12 protein-coding genes and 1 tRNA gene are annotated in these 16,577 nt (G+C 72.2%); 6 read left to right on the top strand and 7 right to left on the bottom strand.

The window, feature by feature from the left end; all coding sequences use genetic code 11:
* Nucleotides 1-44: 44 nt before the first annotated feature.
* The 3 genes from KUF83_RS14085 to KUF83_RS14075 all read right to left on the bottom strand — a co-directional run bounded on the left by KUF83_RS14085 (nucleotide 45) and on the right by KUF83_RS14075 (nucleotide 5,796).
* A complete protein-coding gene (locus KUF83_RS14085) occupies nucleotides 45-1,391 on the bottom strand; it encodes a M1 family metallopeptidase (RefSeq protein ID WP_217455044.1) in 1,347 nt (448 codons plus the stop codon).
* A gap of 117 nt (nucleotides 1,392-1,508) precedes the next feature.
* The gene (locus KUF83_RS14080) at nucleotides 1,509-5,384 is read right to left on the bottom strand and encodes a Pls/PosA family non-ribosomal peptide synthetase (RefSeq protein WP_217455003.1); all 3,876 of its coding nucleotides are present in this window, start codon (nucleotides 5,382-5,384) and stop codon (nucleotides 1,509-1,511) included.
* 327 nt (nucleotides 5,385-5,711) lie between these two features.
* Nucleotides 5,712-5,796 (bottom strand) — tRNA-Leu (locus KUF83_RS14075).
* Between the two features lie 186 nt (nucleotides 5,797-5,982).
* On the opposite strand from KUF83_RS14075, the gene KUF83_RS14070 reads away from it, so the two are divergent.
* The 3 genes from KUF83_RS14070 (at nucleotide 5,983) to KUF83_RS14060 (ending at nucleotide 8,668) form a co-directional block, all read left to right on the top strand.
* Nucleotides 5,983-7,308 carry a M20/M25/M40 family metallo-hydrolase gene (locus tag KUF83_RS14070; RefSeq protein WP_217455002.1) on the top strand — a complete coding sequence of 442 codons (1,326 nt, stop codon included), beginning with the start codon at nucleotides 5,983-5,985 and terminating at the stop codon, nucleotides 7,306-7,308.
* Nucleotides 7,309-7,491: 183 nt separating this feature from the next.
* The gene (chpH, locus tag KUF83_RS14065; protein WP_217455001.1) at nucleotides 7,492-7,725 is read left to right on the top strand and encodes a chaplin ChpH; all 234 of its coding nucleotides are present in this window, start codon (nucleotides 7,492-7,494) and stop codon (nucleotides 7,723-7,725) included.
* A gap of 181 nt (nucleotides 7,726-7,906) precedes the next feature.
* Nucleotides 7,907-8,668, top strand: coding sequence for a chaplin (locus KUF83_RS14060; RefSeq protein ID WP_217455000.1), 762 nt, complete (start codon nucleotides 7,907-7,909; stop codon nucleotides 8,666-8,668).
* 133 nt (nucleotides 8,669-8,801) lie between these two features.
* Here the strand turns inward: KUF83_RS14060 and KUF83_RS14055 are convergent, their stop codons facing one another.
* On the bottom strand, nucleotides 8,802-8,990 hold the full coding sequence (locus tag KUF83_RS14055) for a DUF5703 family protein (protein WP_030354641.1): 189 nt from the start codon (nucleotides 8,988-8,990) through the stop codon (nucleotides 8,802-8,804).
* Between the two features lie 47 nt (nucleotides 8,991-9,037).
* Between KUF83_RS14055 and KUF83_RS14050 the strand changes: the two genes are divergently transcribed.
* Nucleotides 9,038-9,757, top strand: a complete 720-nt coding sequence (locus KUF83_RS14050; RefSeq protein ID WP_217454999.1) for a hypothetical protein — start codon at nucleotides 9,038-9,040, stop codon at nucleotides 9,755-9,757.
* Nucleotides 9,758-9,853: 96 nt separating this feature from the next.
* Here KUF83_RS14050 and KUF83_RS14045 read toward each other — a convergent pair whose 3' ends face one another.
* Together KUF83_RS14045 and KUF83_RS14040 are read right to left on the bottom strand one after the other, a co-directional pair.
* Entirely contained in the window at nucleotides 9,854-12,265 is a 2,412-nt protein-coding gene (locus KUF83_RS14045) for a helix-hairpin-helix domain-containing protein (RefSeq protein WP_217454998.1), read from the bottom strand.
* Nucleotides 12,262-13,245 (bottom strand): aldo/keto reductase, encoded by a 984-nt coding sequence (locus KUF83_RS14040; RefSeq protein ID WP_217454997.1) that lies wholly within the window; start codon nucleotides 13,243-13,245, stop codon nucleotides 12,262-12,264. Before KUF83_RS14040 ends, KUF83_RS14045 begins: the two co-directional genes overlap by 4 nt.
* A gap of 150 nt (nucleotides 13,246-13,395) precedes the next feature.
* Here KUF83_RS14040 and KUF83_RS14035 point away from each other — a divergent pair, with 150 nt between their 5' ends.
* Together KUF83_RS14035 and KUF83_RS14030 are read left to right on the top strand one after the other, a co-directional pair.
* Complete coding sequence (locus KUF83_RS14035) at nucleotides 13,396-14,460, top strand: LLM class F420-dependent oxidoreductase (RefSeq protein WP_217454996.1); 1,065 nt, start codon at nucleotides 13,396-13,398, stop codon at nucleotides 14,458-14,460.
* Between the two features lie 241 nt (nucleotides 14,461-14,701).
* Nucleotides 14,702-15,490, top strand: a complete 789-nt coding sequence (locus KUF83_RS14030) for a ferritin-like domain-containing protein (RefSeq protein ID WP_217454995.1) — start codon at nucleotides 14,702-14,704, stop codon at nucleotides 15,488-15,490.
* A 63-nt stretch (nucleotides 15,491-15,553) separates the two neighbouring features.
* On the opposite strand, the gene corA is transcribed toward KUF83_RS14030, so the two are convergent.
* Complete coding sequence (gene corA / locus KUF83_RS14025) at nucleotides 15,554-16,552, bottom strand: magnesium/cobalt transporter CorA (protein WP_217454994.1); 999 nt, start codon at nucleotides 16,550-16,552, stop codon at nucleotides 15,554-15,556.
* Nucleotides 16,553-16,577 lie beyond the last annotated feature (25 nt).

Here is a 16,577-nt window from a genome sequence, read left to right as displayed (position 1 = left end):
CGGCCCCTGACCCGCTCCGGGCGGGACGCTCACCGACGGGACGCTCACGACGGCGGATAGGGCGGCCGCGCCGGAATCGCCGCGGAGCGGGACGGCAACGGCGGCAACGCCGTCTCGTCCAGCCACGCGGCGAACAACTCGTCCAGCGGCTCGACCGCGTACCGCGCCACATGCGCCGTGAACGCCGCCGTGGTCACCGACCCGCCCCGGTGCACGGCGGCCCAGCCCCGCAGCATCCGGAAGAACGCCTCGTCACCCAGCGCGCACCGCACCGCGTGCAGCACCAGCCCGCCCCGGTCGTAGAGCCGGTCGTCGAACATCAGCTTGCGGCCCGGGTCGGACAGCCTGAGGTCCTGCGGCAGCGCGGCCACCTTGCGGTGCGCCAGACCCGCGAGGGCCTGGGCGCTGCGCCCGCCCGACCGCTCCGACCACAGCCACTCCGCGTACTTCGCGAAGCCCTCGTTCAGCCAGATGTGCCGCCAGTCGGCGATGCTCACACTGTTGCCGAACCACTGGTGGGCCAGCTCGTGCGCCACCAGCCGCTCCGAACCCCGGGCCCCGTCCACGTGGTTGGCGCCGAACAGCGACAGCCCCTGCGCCTCCACCGGGACGTCGAGCTCCTCCTCGGTGACGACCACCGCGTACTCCCCGAAGGGATACGGACCGAAGAGCTCCTCGAACAGCTCCATCATCGCGGGCTGCCGCGCGAAGTCCCGGGAGAACTCCGTCAGCAGATGCGCCGGGATGTGCCCGGCCTGCGGGACACCGCCGAGCCCCGGATCACCGAGCAGTACGGTCTGGTACTTCCCGATGGACAGCCCGACCAGATAACTGGACGTCGGCGCCGCCTGCTCGTACACCCACGTCGTCGTGGACGCCTTCGGCGTGCGCGTCAGCAGCCGCCCGCCCGCCACCACCGAGTACGCCGACGGCGTGGTGACGGCGATCTGGTAGGAGGCCTTGTCCGCGGGCCGGTCGTTGCACGGATACCAGGACGGCGCCCCGACGGGCTGGCTCGCCACCAGCGCCCCGTCCTCCAGCTCCTCCCAGCCGAGCCCGCCCCACGGGCTGCGCACCGGCCTGGGATTGCCCGACCAGTGCACCTCCACGGTGAACGCGGCCCCGGCCCGGACCGGCTTCGCCGGGCGCATCCGCAGCCTGCCGCCGCGGTGCGTGTAGTGCGGCGCCCGGCCGTCGACCCGGACCCGGCCGATCCGGAAGTCGGCGAGGTTCAGATGGAACTCGGCGAGCGGCGACCGGCCCGCTATGGCGTTCAGGCGCGCGGTGCCGGACAGCCGGTTGGGTCCTGGACGGTAGTCCAGGGCGAGTTCGTACCGGTGCACCCGGTAACGGGGGTCACCGTTCGCCGGGAAGTACGGATCCGCTCCCACTGTCTGCTGAACCACTGAAGTGTCTGCTCCCCTGCGCTGTGCTCGTACGACGTGCCGGTGCACCGACCGCTGCCAGATCCGACCGGTCTGCCCGAGAGGCGCCGTACGGGGCCGCGTCTAGGGACGCCAGGCCTCGATCGGGTTGCCCAGCCAGCGGGTGTCGTCGGGGACGGTTTCCGCCGCCATGACGAGGGACGCGGGTCCCAGTGTGCTGCGCGCCCCGACGGAGCTGCCGGGCAGAACGATTCCGCCCGGGCCCAGGGTGGCGCCCTCACGGAGCACCACAGTATCCGTCCGCAAGATCCGGTCGTGGAAGAGGTGGGTCTGCAGGACGCAGCCGCGGTTCACCGTCGCCGCGTCCTCCAGCGTCACCAGATCCGTCTCGGGCAGCCAGTAGCTCTCCACCCACACGCCCTTGCCGATCCGGGCGCCCAGGGCGCGCAGCCAGAGGTTCAGCACCGGGGTGCCCGGCACGGACCCGGCCAGCCAGGGCACGGCGACGACCTCGACGAAGGTGTCGGCCAGCTCGTTGCGCCACACGAAACCGCTCCACAGCGGGTGCTCACCGGCCCGGTGCCGGCCCACGAGCAGCCACTTTGCGAGCACCGACAGCAGCCCCGCCGCCGCTCCGGCGCCCAGCAGCACCAGCCCGGCGAGCGCCCAGGCCCACGCCCCCAGCGCGCTCAGCGCCGCGACCGTCAGCACGGCGAGCGCCGCCGAGCAGAACACGGGCACGATCCGGCACAACTCGACGAGCCCACGCGCCCACAGCAGCCGCGCGGGCGGATCGTACGTGAGGCTCTGGTCGCCTCCCTGCGCCGACCGCGGCAGCTTCACCGGCGGCAGTCCCAGGTACGAGCTGCCCTTCTTGGCCTTCTTCGGTGTCGCGGAGAGCACCCCGACCAGGCCCCCGTCCGGTACCGAACGGCCCGGCGCGGTCATTCCCGAGTTTCCGAGGAAGGCCCGGCGCCCGATCTCCGCCCGCCCGATCCGCATCCAGCCGCCACCGAGCTCGTACGGCGCGGTCAGTGTGTCGTCGGCCAGGAACGCCCCGTCGCCGACCGTCGTCAGGCTGGGCAGCGCGAGCACCGTCGACACCTCGGCGCCCCGCCCGATCCGCATCCCGAGCAGCCGCAGCCACACCGGCGTGACCAGCCCCGCGTACAGCGGGAACAGCGTCTCGCGGGAGCGGTCCATCAGCTGGGTGACCGTCCAGGCCTGCCAGCCGATCCGGCTGTGCGTCGGATGCGTACCGGGCCGCAGACCCAGGCTGAGCAGCCGCACGGCGACCAGCAGGATCAGCGCGTACGCGAGACCGAAGGCCAGCGTCGCCGGCACCAGCGCGACCGCGGCGCCCCGCAGCGCCGCGGCGAGCCCGGCATCCGGGGTGACGAAGAGACTCACCACGAGCAGCGCGGCGAAGCCCGCGACCAGCGGCAACGCCGACAGCGCGAATCCGGTCGCCCCGTACATCGCACGCCAGTACGTGCCCTTCTGCGGACGCTCCTTGGGCCAGTCCCGCTTCGCCTTGCCGAGCTTGACCGCGGGTGCGCCCGCCCACCGCTGGCCGGTCGGGACCTGCCCGGACACGGCCGAACCGGGCGCGACCTCGGCCCGCTTGCCCACCCGGGCGCCTGGGAAGAGGATGCTGCGGGTGCCGACCACGGCGTGCGCGCCGACCTTGACCGGGCCGATCTCCAGGCGGTCCCCGTCCAGCCAGTGCCCCGACAGGTCCACCTCGGACTCCACGGCGGCACCCCGGCCGAGCTTGAGCATGCCGGTCACGGGCGGCAGCGAGTGCAGATCGGCGTCCGGCCCGACCTTGGCGCCCAGCGCACGCGCGTACCGCTCCAGCCAGGACCCGGTCAGCGAGGTCGCCCCGCTGAACTCGGCGAGCCGCTCGGCGGTCCACAGCCGCAGGTGCACCCCTCCGCCCCGCGGGTACCGCCCGGGCGTCACGTTCCGCAGGAGCAGCCGGGCGCCGCCGGCCGCGATGGCGAGCCGTCCGGGCGGGCTGAAGAGCAGGACGGCGCACGGGACGACGAGCCACCAGGAGGCGGTCGGCGCCCACGGATACGCGCCGAACCAGTGGAGCGTGTTGCCGAGCGCGGCCAGTGCCACCGTCCAGCGCAGCCCGAGCAGCGCGAACAGCGGTACGAGCAGCAGCAGTTGGACCACCTTGGCCCGCAGCGGCACCGGCGCGATCACCCGCTCCGCACCGTCGCCCTGCGCGGACCTCTCCAGATGCCGGGCCAGCTTCCGCAGCACGGGCTGCTGGTAGACGTCGAGCACGGCGGCGCTCGGGTAGCGGGTGCGCAGCCTCGTCGTGAGCTGGGCGGCGGCGAGGCTGCCGCCGCCGATCGCGAAGAAGTCGTCGCGGGCGGAGCCCACCGGGATGCCGAGCACCTCGCTCCACTGCTCGGCGAGCCACGCCTCGGTCCCGTACAGCTGCTCGGCGGGGCCGCCGGTCTCCACGCCCTCCAGCGGCCAGGGCAGCGCGTTGCGGTCGACCTTGCCGGACGTCCGGGTCGGCAGTTCGGCCACGGGCGCGAGCAGCGGGACGAGGGCCGCGGGCAGTTCCGTGCGCAGCTTCTCGACGGCCGCCGCCCGGTCCCAGCCGTCCTGGGTGACCACATAGCCGACGAGCAGCTGGTTCCCGCCACGGGCGGTCCGTACGGCGGCCGCGGCGCCCGCGACCCCGGGCAGCGCCTGCAGCGCGGCGTCCACCTCGCCCAGCTCGATCCGGCGCCCGCCGAGCTTGATCTGCTCGTCGGCCCGCCCGAGGAAGATCAGCCCTTCCGGCTCGGCCTTGACCAGGTCCCCGCTGCGGTAGGCGCGCTCCCAGCCGAGCGAATCCAGCGGGGCGTACTTCTCGGCGTCCTTCTCCGGGTCGAGATAGCGCGCGAGCCCCACCCCGCCGATCACGAGCTGGCCGCTGCCGCCCATCGCCACGGGCTCCCCGGCCTCGTCGACGACGGCGAGCTCCCAGCCGTCGAGGGGCAGGCCGATCCTGATCGGCTCCACGCCGCTCATCAGCGAGGCACAGGCCACCACGGTGGCCTCGGTGGGCCCGTAGGTGTTCCACACCTCCCGCCCCTCGGTGACCAGGCGCTGCGCCAGCTCGGGCGGACAGGCCTCACCGCCGAAGATCAGCAGCCGTACCTCGTTGAGGGCCTCCGGCTCCCACAGGGCGGCCAGCGTCGGCACGGTGGAGACGACGGTGATCTCCTGCTCAACCAGCCAGGGCCCCAGATCGGCGCCGCTGCGCACCTGGGAGCGCGGTACGGGCACCAGGCAGGCCCCGTACCGCCAGGCCAGCCACATCTCCTCGCAGGAGGCGTCGAAGGCGACGGAGAGACCCGCCATGACTCTGTCACCCGGCCCGATCGGGTCCTCGGTCAGGAACAGCCCGGCCTCGGCGTCCACGAAGGCGGCGGCACTGCGGTGGGTGACGGCCACACCCTTGGGCCTGCCGGTGGAACCGGACGTGAAGATGATCCACGCGTCGTGCTCGACCCCGGGGCGCGCGGCGGGCGCCTCGCTGCGCCCCCGCACGGTCAGCTCGTGCCCGGCTCCGACGACGGCCCGGACGTCCGCCTCCCCGAAGACCAGCTCGGCCCGCTCGTCCGGGTCCTCGGCGTCCACCGGCACATAGGCGGCTCCGGCGGCCAGTACGGCGAGGACGGCGACGTACAGCTCGTTGGTGCCGGAGGGGACGCGGACGCCGACCCGGTCCCCGAGGCCCACCCCTGCGGCGCCGAGCCGCCGTCGCAGGGTCTCGACCTCGACGGCCAGGGCACGGTAGGTGAGGCTGCGGCGGCCGTCGTCCAGCGCGGGCTCGTCGGGGCAGGCCCGCACGGAGGCGTCGAAGACGTCGACGAGTGTGCGCGGTGAGGGCGCGGAGGAGGCGGAGAAGCGCGCCCGGCCGCCGAACTCCGCCCGGACCTCGTCGTCGGACAACGCGAGCGCGGGGCCTTGCTGGAGGGCTGCCATCGGGTCCTCACATGTCGTTCCCGGATGCTCCGGGGGAGCCGGCGGGCCCGCAGGTATGCCTGGGGATGTTCCGGTCAGCTCCGAACAAGCGTGGAATTTTAGTACGACGCTAGCCGCGGACCTGCGCCGCAGCCATGCGAGCAGGCCTTTCGAGGGGCCCGGCGGGATGGGGCCGACTCTCTGACATGGGGATATGTCACCCTGACGAGATCTGCCCCACATGTTGCCGGAACCCGCTTCCGGGGGGTGTCACGGGCGGTGTCCGGGGGTGTCACGGACAACGAACGAGGGCCGCGACCAGTGGTCGCGGCCCTCGTTCATCTCGTGTGTCCGAGGGGGGACTTGAACCCCCACGCCCGATAAAGGGCACTAGCACCTCAAGCTAGCGCGTCTGCCATTCCGCCACCCGGACAAGGTGTCTGTCGCGCGGGGTTCCCCTCGCGGCGACGAAGGAAACATTACCAGGCTTTCCAGACCCCCCGATCACGGGCCGTCGGGGCGTGAACGGCCTGTGACGGGCCGGGTCCGCCCTTGGGACCGGAGGCCCGGAGAGGGAGGATGGGAGGGACCGCCAGCAGGGACTGTGGGAGGAAGCAGCGTGAGCGAGCCGGACACGACCAAGGGCATCACGGGTGAGGACGAGGTCGTCGACCTCTGCCGCGAGCTGATCCAGATCGACACCAGCAACTACGGCGACCACTCGGGCCCGGGTGAGCGCAAGGCCGCCGAGTACGTCGCGGAGAAGCTCGCCGAGGTGGGCCTCGAACCGCAGATCTTCGAGTCGCACCAGGGTCGTGCCTCGACGGTGGTCAGGATCGAGGGGGAGGACCGCTCGCGGCCCGGACTGCTCATTCACGGCCACACCGACGTCGTACCGGCGAACGCCCAGGACTGGACGCACCACCCGTTCTCCGGCGAGATCGCCGACGGCTGCGTGTGGGGCCGGGGCGCGGTCGACATGAAGGACATGGACGCGATGACCCTCGCGGTCGTCCGCGAGCGGATGCGCAGCGGTCGCAAGCCTCCCCGGGACCTCGTCCTGGCCTTCCTGGCGGACGAGGAGGCGGGCGGCAAGTTCGGCGCCAAGCACCTCGTCACCAAGCATCCCGACCTCTTCGAGGGCGTGACCGAGGCGATCGGCGAGGTCGGCGGGTTCTCCTTCACGGTCAACGAGAAGCTGCGGCTGTATCTCGTGGAGACCGCGCAGAAGGGCATGCACTGGATGAAGCTGACCGTGGACGGCACGGCCGGCCACGGTTCGATGATCCACCGGGACAACGCGATCACCGAGCTGTCCGAGGCCGTCGGACGGCTCGGCCGGCACAAGTTCCCGGTGCGCGTGACGAAGACGCTGCGGCACTTCCTCGACGAACTCGGCGACGCGCTGGGCACCGAGCTCGACCCGGAGAACATGGACGCGACGCTCGCCAAGCTCGGCGGCATCGCCAAGCTCATCGGCGCCTCGCTGCAGAACACGGCCAACCCGACGCAGCTGGGCGCGGGCTACAAGGTGAACGTGATCCCGGGCCAGGCGACCGCGCACGTCGACGCCCGTTATCTGCCGGGCTACGAGGAGGAGTTCCTCGCCGACCTGGACCGCATCCTCGGCCCGAACGTGAAGCGCGAGGACGTGCACGCCGACAAGGCCCTGGAGACCACCTTCGACGGGGCCCTCGTGGACGCCATGCAGACCGCGCTGTCCGCCGAGGACCCGATCGCCCGCGCCGTCCCGTACATGCTCTCCGCCGGCACCGACGCCAAGTCCTTCGACGACCTCGGCATCCGCTGCTTCGGCTTCGCCCCGCTGAAGCTGCCGCCGGAGCTGGACTTCGCCGGGATGTTCCACGGTGTCGACGAGCGGGTCCCGGTCGACGCCCTGAAGTTCGGGGTGCGGGTGCTGGACCGCTTCATCGAGGCGTCCTGAGATCTGCCGAACCGCGAGGCGTCCTGAATTAACCCGCTGAAACGACACTCCAATAATCGCCAGCGCGTACGGAGCCGACTGAGAAGAGTGAATGCGCTCATAGGCTCGTAGCCCTATTACTCCCTCCTCGTTACTGGTGATGTGATCCGCGGCTGGGATCACATTTGCCTACTAGGAGGAATAATGATCAAGAAGATCGTCGCCGCTGCCGCTGCCACGGGTGGCCTCGTTCTCGCTGGTGCGGGTGTTGCGGCTGCCGACGCCGGTGCTCAGGGTGCTGCCGTGCACTCTCCCGGTGTGCTCTCGGGCAACGTCATCCAGGCGCCCATCCACGTGCCGGTGAACGTCTGCGGCAACACGGTCTCCGTGATCGGGCTGCTGAACCCCGCCTTCGGCAACACCTGCGTCAACGCCTGACGTTGTGCTCACCTCATGAAGGCCTGCATTCCATGAAGGTCTGACGTCATGAGGGTCTGAGTCCGCGGCCCCGGAGCGCGCGCCATGCGCTCCGGGGCCGCCGACATTCCGTATTGCGCGCCCGCGCGTCCGGCGCGTGCGCGTTCCTGATGCAACAGGGCTCACAAGGCAGGGAAAAGCTATGCGACAGGTCACCCGCAAAGGTCTGATGACGGTGGCGGCCGCGACCGGGGTCCTCGCCGCCACCGGCGGTTACGCGCACGCCGACTCGGGGGCGCACGGCACCGCTTCGGACTCCCCGGGCGTACTCTCCGGGAACTCGGTGCAGGCGCCGGTGCACGCGCCGGTCAATGTCTGCGGCAACACCGTGAACGTGGTCGGGCTGCTCAACCCGGCGGTCGGCAACAAGTGCGCCAACAAGGGCGGGGGCTCCGGCCATCACGGCAACGGCGGCTCGGGTCACCACGGGCCGGGCGGTGGATCGCAGGCCGGGGGGCACACCGGTGACTCGCCCGGCGTCGGCTCCGGCAACCACGTGCAGGTCCCGGTGGACGTGCCGGTCAACGTCTGCGGCAACGGCATCTCCGTCGGCGGCATCGGCAACGCGGCCACGGGCAATGCCTGTGCGAACAGCGAGGACGGGCACTCGGTGACGCCTCCCGGGCACGGGGGGCCGAACACCCCGGGCAAGCCGGGAGACCCGGGGACCCCGGGCAACCCCGGTGATCCGGGAGACCCGGGCGGGCCCGGTGGTCCGAAGAGCGGGAACCCGCACGGCTCGAACCCGAACGACCTGGACGCCCAGGCCGTCGGCAGCCCCGACGGATCCGCGCAGCTCGCGCAGACCGGCGGCGACCTGCCGCTCGGCCTCGCGCTGCCGATGGGTGCGGGCGCACTCCTGATGGGCGCCGTGATCTACCGCAAGGCACGTGCCTCGGCATGAAGCCGACGCCATGACGCCCAAATTGCGTCATGGCATGACAAATCACCCCGGGGTGAGGGCTTGCATCCCCCGAGCAGGTCCGACGGAGTGGGCCCCGCACGGGCGGGGCCCACTCCGTTTCAGCCGTCCCGCGTCACCAGGTGGCGCGGACCTGGCGAATGATCCGTCGGCGCAACCGCACCCTGCGGCTGCCGTCCCGGTGCAGGCTGAGACGGTCCAACTCCCAGTGCCCGTACTCAGCATGGTCCGTCAGCAGGCGTGCCGCTTCCTTGCGGGAGACCCCGCGCGGCACATACACGTCGACAAATTCGTATTCCGGCATCGCATCTATTGTGCGTGCGGAGGCCCTGTACGGATAGCGTCTGCACTATGTCTGATGCTGCGCAGCCCACCGCTGCCGAGGTACGCGCCGCCGCCGAGGCGGTCAAGACCGCGCTCGACCGCCACCTGGCGGCGGTCGAGCGCAGGTCGGGTGAGGACGACCCGGCCGTCTACGAGGCGTTCAACGAGCTGGCCGCGGCCGCCGAGGAGTACGACGAGCTCCTCTACGACCGCTATGACGAGGTCACTCCCTTCGAGATCCCCGGCTCGGACGACGCGCTCCCGCCGTACACGGGGCCGGAGGAGCCCAGCTCGCTGAGCGTGCTGATCCGCCGGGACTACGCGGTGGCGGAGCCGCAGCGGCTGCTGGCGCAGGCCCAGCGGGTCGAGGCCGTGGAGGAGTCCGGTGCGGTGACGGCTGGCTTCGACGCCGCGTCCGGGACCGTGCACGGCGCGCTCGGTGTTCTCTTCGGGGAGTTCGAACCCGACGAGATCGCCTCCCGGCACAAGGAGTTCGGCCTGGAAGAGGGCGACTCGACGCTGTGGGTGACCGCCTCGGACGAGCAGGCCGACCCGGGTGAGTGGCTGGAAGCCCCGTTCGACCAGGCCGACACCCACCAGGTGGTGTGCCGCTTCGATGTCAGTGCCGTCTTCGACGACGACGCCGAGGACGACCTCGACGACGACCCGGACGACGCCGTCGAGCCGGAACTCGAAGCCGTGCTCGGAGGGGACGAGGACCGGGAGAGGACGGACGCGGACCGCTGACGGTCCGCTGTCACCCACGGTGGCGGCCACCGGGCTCCTCGGCCCGCCGGCCGCCACCGGTGCGTCCGGGGCCGTGGACCCCGCCGGTGACGGGACTCAGCCCGACGCCGGCACCTGAGCCGTGATCAGGGCGGACAGCCTGGTCGTACGGGGCTTCGCGGCGACCTCCGCGACCGCGTGCGGCAGCGCCTGCTCCACACCGTGGACCACGGAGAGGTGCCGGCCGGCACGGCCGAAGGCGGTGTAGACCCAGGGCCTGGAGAGCGCCTGGCCGGCGTCGCCGGGAAGCACCACGACCGCGGCGGGCCAGCGGACCCCGACCGCCTGGTGGGCGGTGAGCGCCCAGCCGTGCCGCACGGTCTGCTCCACCCGCTCCTTCGGTACGACGACCGGCACGCCCGCGCACTCCAGATGCAGCCCGTCGGCGTCGGCCTTCACCACCTGGCCCGGCACCAAACGGCCCGGCGCGGGGGAGTGCACGATCCGGTCGCCCGGGTCGAAGCCGCCGAAGCGCCCGGAGCCCGGATTGAGCCGCTCCTTCAGCGCGGCGTTGAGCACCCGGGTGCCCGCCGCGCCGCCGTGGCCCGGAGTGATCACCTGTGTCTGTTCGGCCGGAATGCCGATCGCGCGCGGCACCGAGTCGGCGACCAGCTGCACGGTGCGGTGGACCGCCTCGCCGGCGTCACGCACCGGGATGATCACCACTTCCTTGCCGGGGGCCTCGACCTGGTTCAGCTCGCCGATGCCGATGCCCGAGACCAGTTCGCCGACGGGCCCGGGATCAGGGGTCCGCGAGGCGATCTGCGGGCACACCCGGGCGGCGAGCAGATCCGCGAAGACCCGCCCGGGGCCCGCCGACCACAGCACACCGGGGTCCCCGCTCAGCACGAGCCGGGCGCCGTCGGGCAGCGACTCGGCGAGCATGGCCGCGTTCTCCACGTCGAGCTGAGGAGCGTCGAGCACGACGAGGAGGTCGGTCCGGAGCATGCCGTCCGAGTCCCGCCCCGGGCCCTCCGCTCCGGAGAGGAGGCCGGCGACGGTGGTCACGCCCGCGTCCGCCGGATCGCCGCCGGACGGTCCACGGCCGGGGTCCCCGGACGCTTCGCCCGGTGCTCCGGCCGTGCCGCCCTGCGGCGGGCCCGGTGCGTCCGTGTCCGGGCCGGACCGCGACGGCGGGTGCGCGGCCGAAGCCGCGTTCCCCGCCTGCTGCGCGGCGGCGATCAGCGCGGCGAAGTCCCGGCGGCCGTCCGCGCTGTGCGTGGCGGCGCACACCCGCAGGCCGAGCGAGCGGGCGGCCGCCACCAGGGACGCGGGCTCGGCGCGGGACGCCTCGCCGCCGGTGTGCAGCACGAGACCGTGGCCCGCGACCGCCCGGATCAGCTCGGCGGCGGAGCCGGTCGCGGCCGACTCCCAGGCCTTGTCCGGCCCGTCCTCCTTGGGCAGTGCGTTGACCACCCGGGCGAGCCCGTCGGCGAGGCTCTCCTCGGCGAGTGCGTACCGCTCCAGGCCGATGAGGACGCGCACCGGGCGTACGTCCTCGCCCTCGTCGGTCTCCTCGCCCTCGGCGTCGTCGTCCTCCTCGGACCGCCGGGGGGCCGGGGGTGCGCCCGGCTCGTCCAGCGCGTCCTGGAACACCAGGGCGTCGCCCTCGGCCAGGGCGCTCTGCACGGCGGCGTCGGGGTCGGGAACCGAGCGCTGCGCGAGCGCCGCGTGCAGGGCCGGGGCCTCCAGGGCGGTGTGTCCCGCCAGGGCCGCCTGTTCGAGGAGCCACACGGTGACCGCCCGGCCCCGCCGCTCGTCGTCCGGCCCGCACTCCGCGCCCAGCAGGGCCCGGGCGAACCCGTCCGCCTGCTCGGGCCGCACCCCCGCCACCCGCAGCAACTGCCAGGGATCCTCGCTCAGTCGGCCGTCCGCACCCTCGCCGAGGGTGGCGGCGGTCTGCGGCGCCAGCGTCTCGGGTGCGCCGCCCCTGACCAGCACCGCACGCACCGCGTCGACGGACTCGGGGGCCATCGACGCCGGCATGCCGGAGGGCGTGGGCTGCGGGCGCCGCACCGGCTCCGGCGCGACCCTGCGCGGCGCGGGCTCCGGCTCACTGAAGACGCTCGCCGGAGGCTTCTCGCCGCTCTCCACCGCCCGGACGGCCGCGAGCAGGTCGGCGGCCTTCCCGCTCAGTCCTGTCCCGGCCCGGACCGGTGCCGTCTTCTCCGCCTTCCGCCGCTCGATCCGCTCCCGCAACTCCCGCTGCGCGGCCAGCTCGGCCTCGGCCTCGGACAACTGGACCGCGCCTTCGGTGGCGGCGGTGCCGTCGGCAGCGCCGCCCTCCGGGGCCTCGCCGTCCGCGCCACCCTCGTCCGCGCCGCCCTCGGCCGAGTCGCCTTCACCCGTGCCGGGTGCGGCGGCCCCGGTGTCCGGCCGAGCCCCCGCGCCGGGCCCTGTGGACTCGGGTGCCGCGCTCGGCGTCCCCGGCTCGGCTTCCTCCGCGGCGGCGGACGGCTCCGTGGTCACAGCGTGCTCCAGTCGTGATCGGGGTAGTGGTGCACGGGCGCCGACACGTCGTCGAGCGCTCGGCAGATCTCGTCAGGAAGACTAAGGGTCTCCACTGACAACGCGGCCGTGAGCTGCGGCGCGTTGCGCGCGCCGATGATGGGGGCGGCCACCCCCGGCCGGTCGCGGACCCAGGCGAGAGCCACCTGGAGCGGAGTCACCGCGAGGCCGTCCGCCGCCGTCGTCACCGCGTCCACTATGCGGCTGGCCGCGTCGTCCAGGTACGGCGCGACGAACGGTGCCAGGTGTTCCGAGGCGCCCCGCGAGTCCGCGGGCGTCGCGTGCCGGTACTTGCCCGTGAGCACGCCGCGGCCCAGCGGGGAGGACGGGAGCAGGCCGATGCCCAGGTCCAGCGCCGCGGGCAGCACCTCGCGCTCGACACCACGCTGCAGCAGGGAGTACTCCATCTGCGTACTGGCGAGCCGCGTGCGTATCCCGGGGGAGGCGAGCTGCCAGGTGGCCGCCTTCGCGAGCTGCCAGCCGCAGAAGTTGGACACACCGGCATACCGGGCCCGGCCGCTGCTGACAGCGATGTCGAGAGCCTGGAGGGTCTCCTCCAGTGGCGCGTCCGGGTCGAAGGCGTGGACCTGCCACAGGTCCACGTAGTCCGTGCCGAGCCGGGCCAGTGAGGCGTCGAGGGCGGACAGCAGGTGCCCACGGGAGCCGTCGAAGCGCCGGTCCGGGTCCGGCACGCTGCCCGCCTTCGTGGAGATCACCAGATCCCGGCGCGGTACCAGCCCTTCCATGAGCTGCCCGAGCAGGTACTCGGCCTCCCCGTCCCCGTACACGTCGGCCGTGTCCACGAGTGTTCCGCCCGCCTCCCAGAACCCCTTCAACAGGTCGGCGGCGTCATGCTCGGCGGTGTCCCGGCCCCAGGTGAGGGTGCCGAGTCCGATTCGGGACACGCGCAGGCCGGTACGGCCGAGATGCCTCTGCTCCATGTGGCCTGAGATTACTGGCCGGACGTCCGAGCGTGGGGCCCTGTGGACAACCCGGATCACATGATCCGCAACCCTGTCCCTGCCGCTCGGCCCGGTGGCGCGCTAGGGTGCCGGACAAGGGACGTTACTGATCAGTAAGGGGAATCGGCCATGCAGCTCGGGATCAACCTCGGCTACTGGGGTGCCGGAATGGACGCGGACAACCTCGCCGTGGCCAAGGAGGCCGACCGCCTCGGCTACTCGGTCTGCTGGGCCGCGGAGGCCTACGGATCGGACGCGGCCACCGTGCTGACCTGGGTCGCCGCCCAGACCGAGCGCATCGACGTGGGTTCGGCCATCTTCCAGATCCCGGCCCGCCAGCCCGCGATGACCGCGATGACCGCCGCCACCCTGGACTCGCTGTCCGGCGGCCGCTTCCGCCTCGGCCTCGGCGTCTCCGGACCGCAGGTCTCCGAGGGCTGGTACGGCGTCAAGTTCGACAAGCCGCTGGCCCGCACCCGCGAGTACGTCGAGATCGTGCGCAGGGCGATGACCCGCGAGCGGCTGTCCTACGAGGGCGCGCACTGGACCCTCCCGCTGCCGGACGGCCCGGGCAAGCCGCTCAAGCTGACCGTGCACCCCGAGCGCGAGCACATCCCGCTCTACATCGCCGCGATCGGCCCGAAGAACCTGGAGCAGACCGGCGAGATCGCCGACGGCGCCCTGCTGATCTTCCCGTCCGCGGAACACCTCGAGGACACCGCGGTCAAGCACCTGCGCGCGGGCCGCGAGAAGGCCGGCCTGACCATGGACGGCTTCGACGTGTGCCCGACGCTGCCGCTCGCGCTGGGCCCCAAGGACGGCGACAAGGACGTCTCGGCCCTGGCCGACATGTTCCGCCCGTACACCGCCCTCTACGTGGGCGGCATGGGCAGCCGCAAGCAGAACTTCTACAACCAGCTCGCCCAGCGCATGGGCTACGAGAAGGAGGCCGCCGAGATCCAGGACAAGTACCTGGCCGGCGACAAGGCGGGCGCGGCGGCCGCCATTCCGCAGCAGCTCATCGACCAGACCACGCTGCTCGGTTCCGTGGACCGCATCGCGGACCGGATGGCGGCCTACGCGGCCGCCGGAGTCACCACGCTCACACTGGCCCCGGCGGGCTTCACGCTGGACGAGCGGATCGCCTCGCTGCGGGCCGGGTCCGACGCCCTGGAGCGGGCCGGACTCGCGTAGCCGCGCGCGGCGGGACGAGAGAGTTCCACGGCCGTGGTGGGGGCTCGGGGGTCTTCCCCGCCACGGCCGTCACGGAGCACAACGCGCCACGGCCCGCTCGGTTACGCGCCTGGCATGCCCTTCCCGTCCTCCGTTCGGCGGATTTGTCCGACACAGCTGTTGCCGCACCCCTGGCTGCCCATTTGACTCGTTCTTTGCGGACTCCGCATGGAGGCGGGCGTCCCGCATGGAGGTGGCAGTCATGCTTTCGGCCAAGAGTCTCTTCCAGGAGATCATCGACAACGACGAGTCGTTCCGGCTCTTCTGCTCCATCGCCGCCAGCGGGGAGACACAGGGAGGCTGGGAGAACGCGCGGATCGCGGCCCTCGTCCCGGAGAGCGAGCGTTCACTCGCACCCAAGATCACCCGGCACGGCGCGGACGAGGACAAGCACGGACGGATTTTCAACGCGCTCATGAAGAAGCGGGGCCTCACTCCCGTCGAGATCCCGCCCGAGACCGACTACACACTCCTTCTGGAGAAGAACGGCATCGGTCTCGCCCACGACAAGCTCAAGCGCGACGAGCCGCTCACCGTCCAGGACATCGTCACGTACCTCTCGCACAGCAGGGTCACGGAGCAGCGCGCCGCGGACCAGATGGTGATGCTCCGCAAGGACTTCGGGGACCATCCGGAGATCGGCAGGGCGGTGCGGATGATCTCCGACGACGAGGACAACCACCTCGCGTACTGCCACGAGGAACTGCTGCGCTTCGCGGCCGCGGGCCACGGCCGGGCCATCCAGCGGACCCTGCGCGAGTGCGCGCTCGCCGAGGTCGGCATCTACCGGGACGTCAGCCTCGCCGTGATGGGACACATGGGCCGCATCCTCGGCTGGTCCAGGCCCAAGGCGGTGGTGCTCGCGGCGGGCGTCCACGCCATGTACGCGTACGAGCGCCTGGCCGGCTGGCGGCGGATGGTCTCGCTGACGATGCCGCAGCGGCGCGACGCCCTGGGCGGGCCGGCGACGGCGGCACCCGAGTTCGCCTGACCGTGCGCCACGCGCGCGTGCGGCCCGTGCACGGCACGCGCGCGTGGATCGACCGGAGACCCGCTACAGCCAGCCGCGCTGCTTGAAGAGACGGAACAGCAGCACTTCGAGCACCGCCATCAGCAGGATGACCGCCGGATAGGCCCAGACCCAGCGCAGTTCCGGCATGTGCTCGAAGTTCATGCCGTAGATCCCCGCGATCATCGTGGGGACCGCTGCCATGGCCGCCCACGACGAGATCTTCCGCATGTCGTCGTTCTGCCGCACGCTCATCTGCGCCAGGTGCGCCGACAGGACGTCCGACACCAGCCGGTCCAGGCCCTCCACGGAGTCGTTCACCCGCGTCAGGTGGTCGTTGATGTCCCGGAAGAACGGCTGTGCCTTGCCGTCGACGAAGGGCACCCCCGAGCTGGAGAGGCCCGAGCCCGCGAGACGGGTCAGCGGCGGGGACAGCGGTCCGGTGGCCCTGCGGAACTCCAGGATCTGCCGCTTGAAGGTGTAGATCCGGGACGCGGTGTTCCGGGACCCGCCGTCGTTCGGCGAGAACACCTCCGCCTCGACCTCCTCCAGGTCCCGCTGCAGCTCCGTCGCCACCTCCAGGTAGTGGTCGACGGTGGCGTCGGCGATCGAGTACAGCACCCCCGTCGGGCCGAGACGCATCAGCTCCGGGTCCTTCTCCAGACGCTGCCGCACGGCCTTGAGCGGCGAACCGTCCCCGTGCCGCACGGTCACCACGAAGGAGTCACCCAGGAAGATCATGAGTTCGCCGGAGGACACGGTGTCGCTGTCCGGCTCGTACGTGACCGGCTTGAGGACCGCGAACAGGGAGTCGTCGTACACCTCCAGTTTCGGCCGTTGGTGCGCCTTCAGGGCGTCCTCGACCGCCAGCGGGTGCAGCCCGAACTCCTCCGTCACGAGGTCGAACTCGCGCTCCGTCGGCTCGTGCAGCCCGATCCACACGAACGCGTCTGCGCAGGTACGGGCCTCGTCCAGCGCATCGGACAGGTCCTCGGGGCCCTCCGTCCGGTGTCCGTCCCGGTAGATGGCACAGTCGACGATCACAGAGCGTATTCTCCTGTTCGCAGGG

It is taken from the genome of Streptomyces sp. BV286, from assembly GCF_019090165.1.
Taxonomy (GTDB): domain Bacteria; phylum Actinomycetota; class Actinomycetes; order Streptomycetales; family Streptomycetaceae; genus Streptomyces.
The sequence above is the reverse complement of the archived record's forward strand: the minus strand, read 5'-3'. Positions and strand labels throughout refer to the sequence as shown.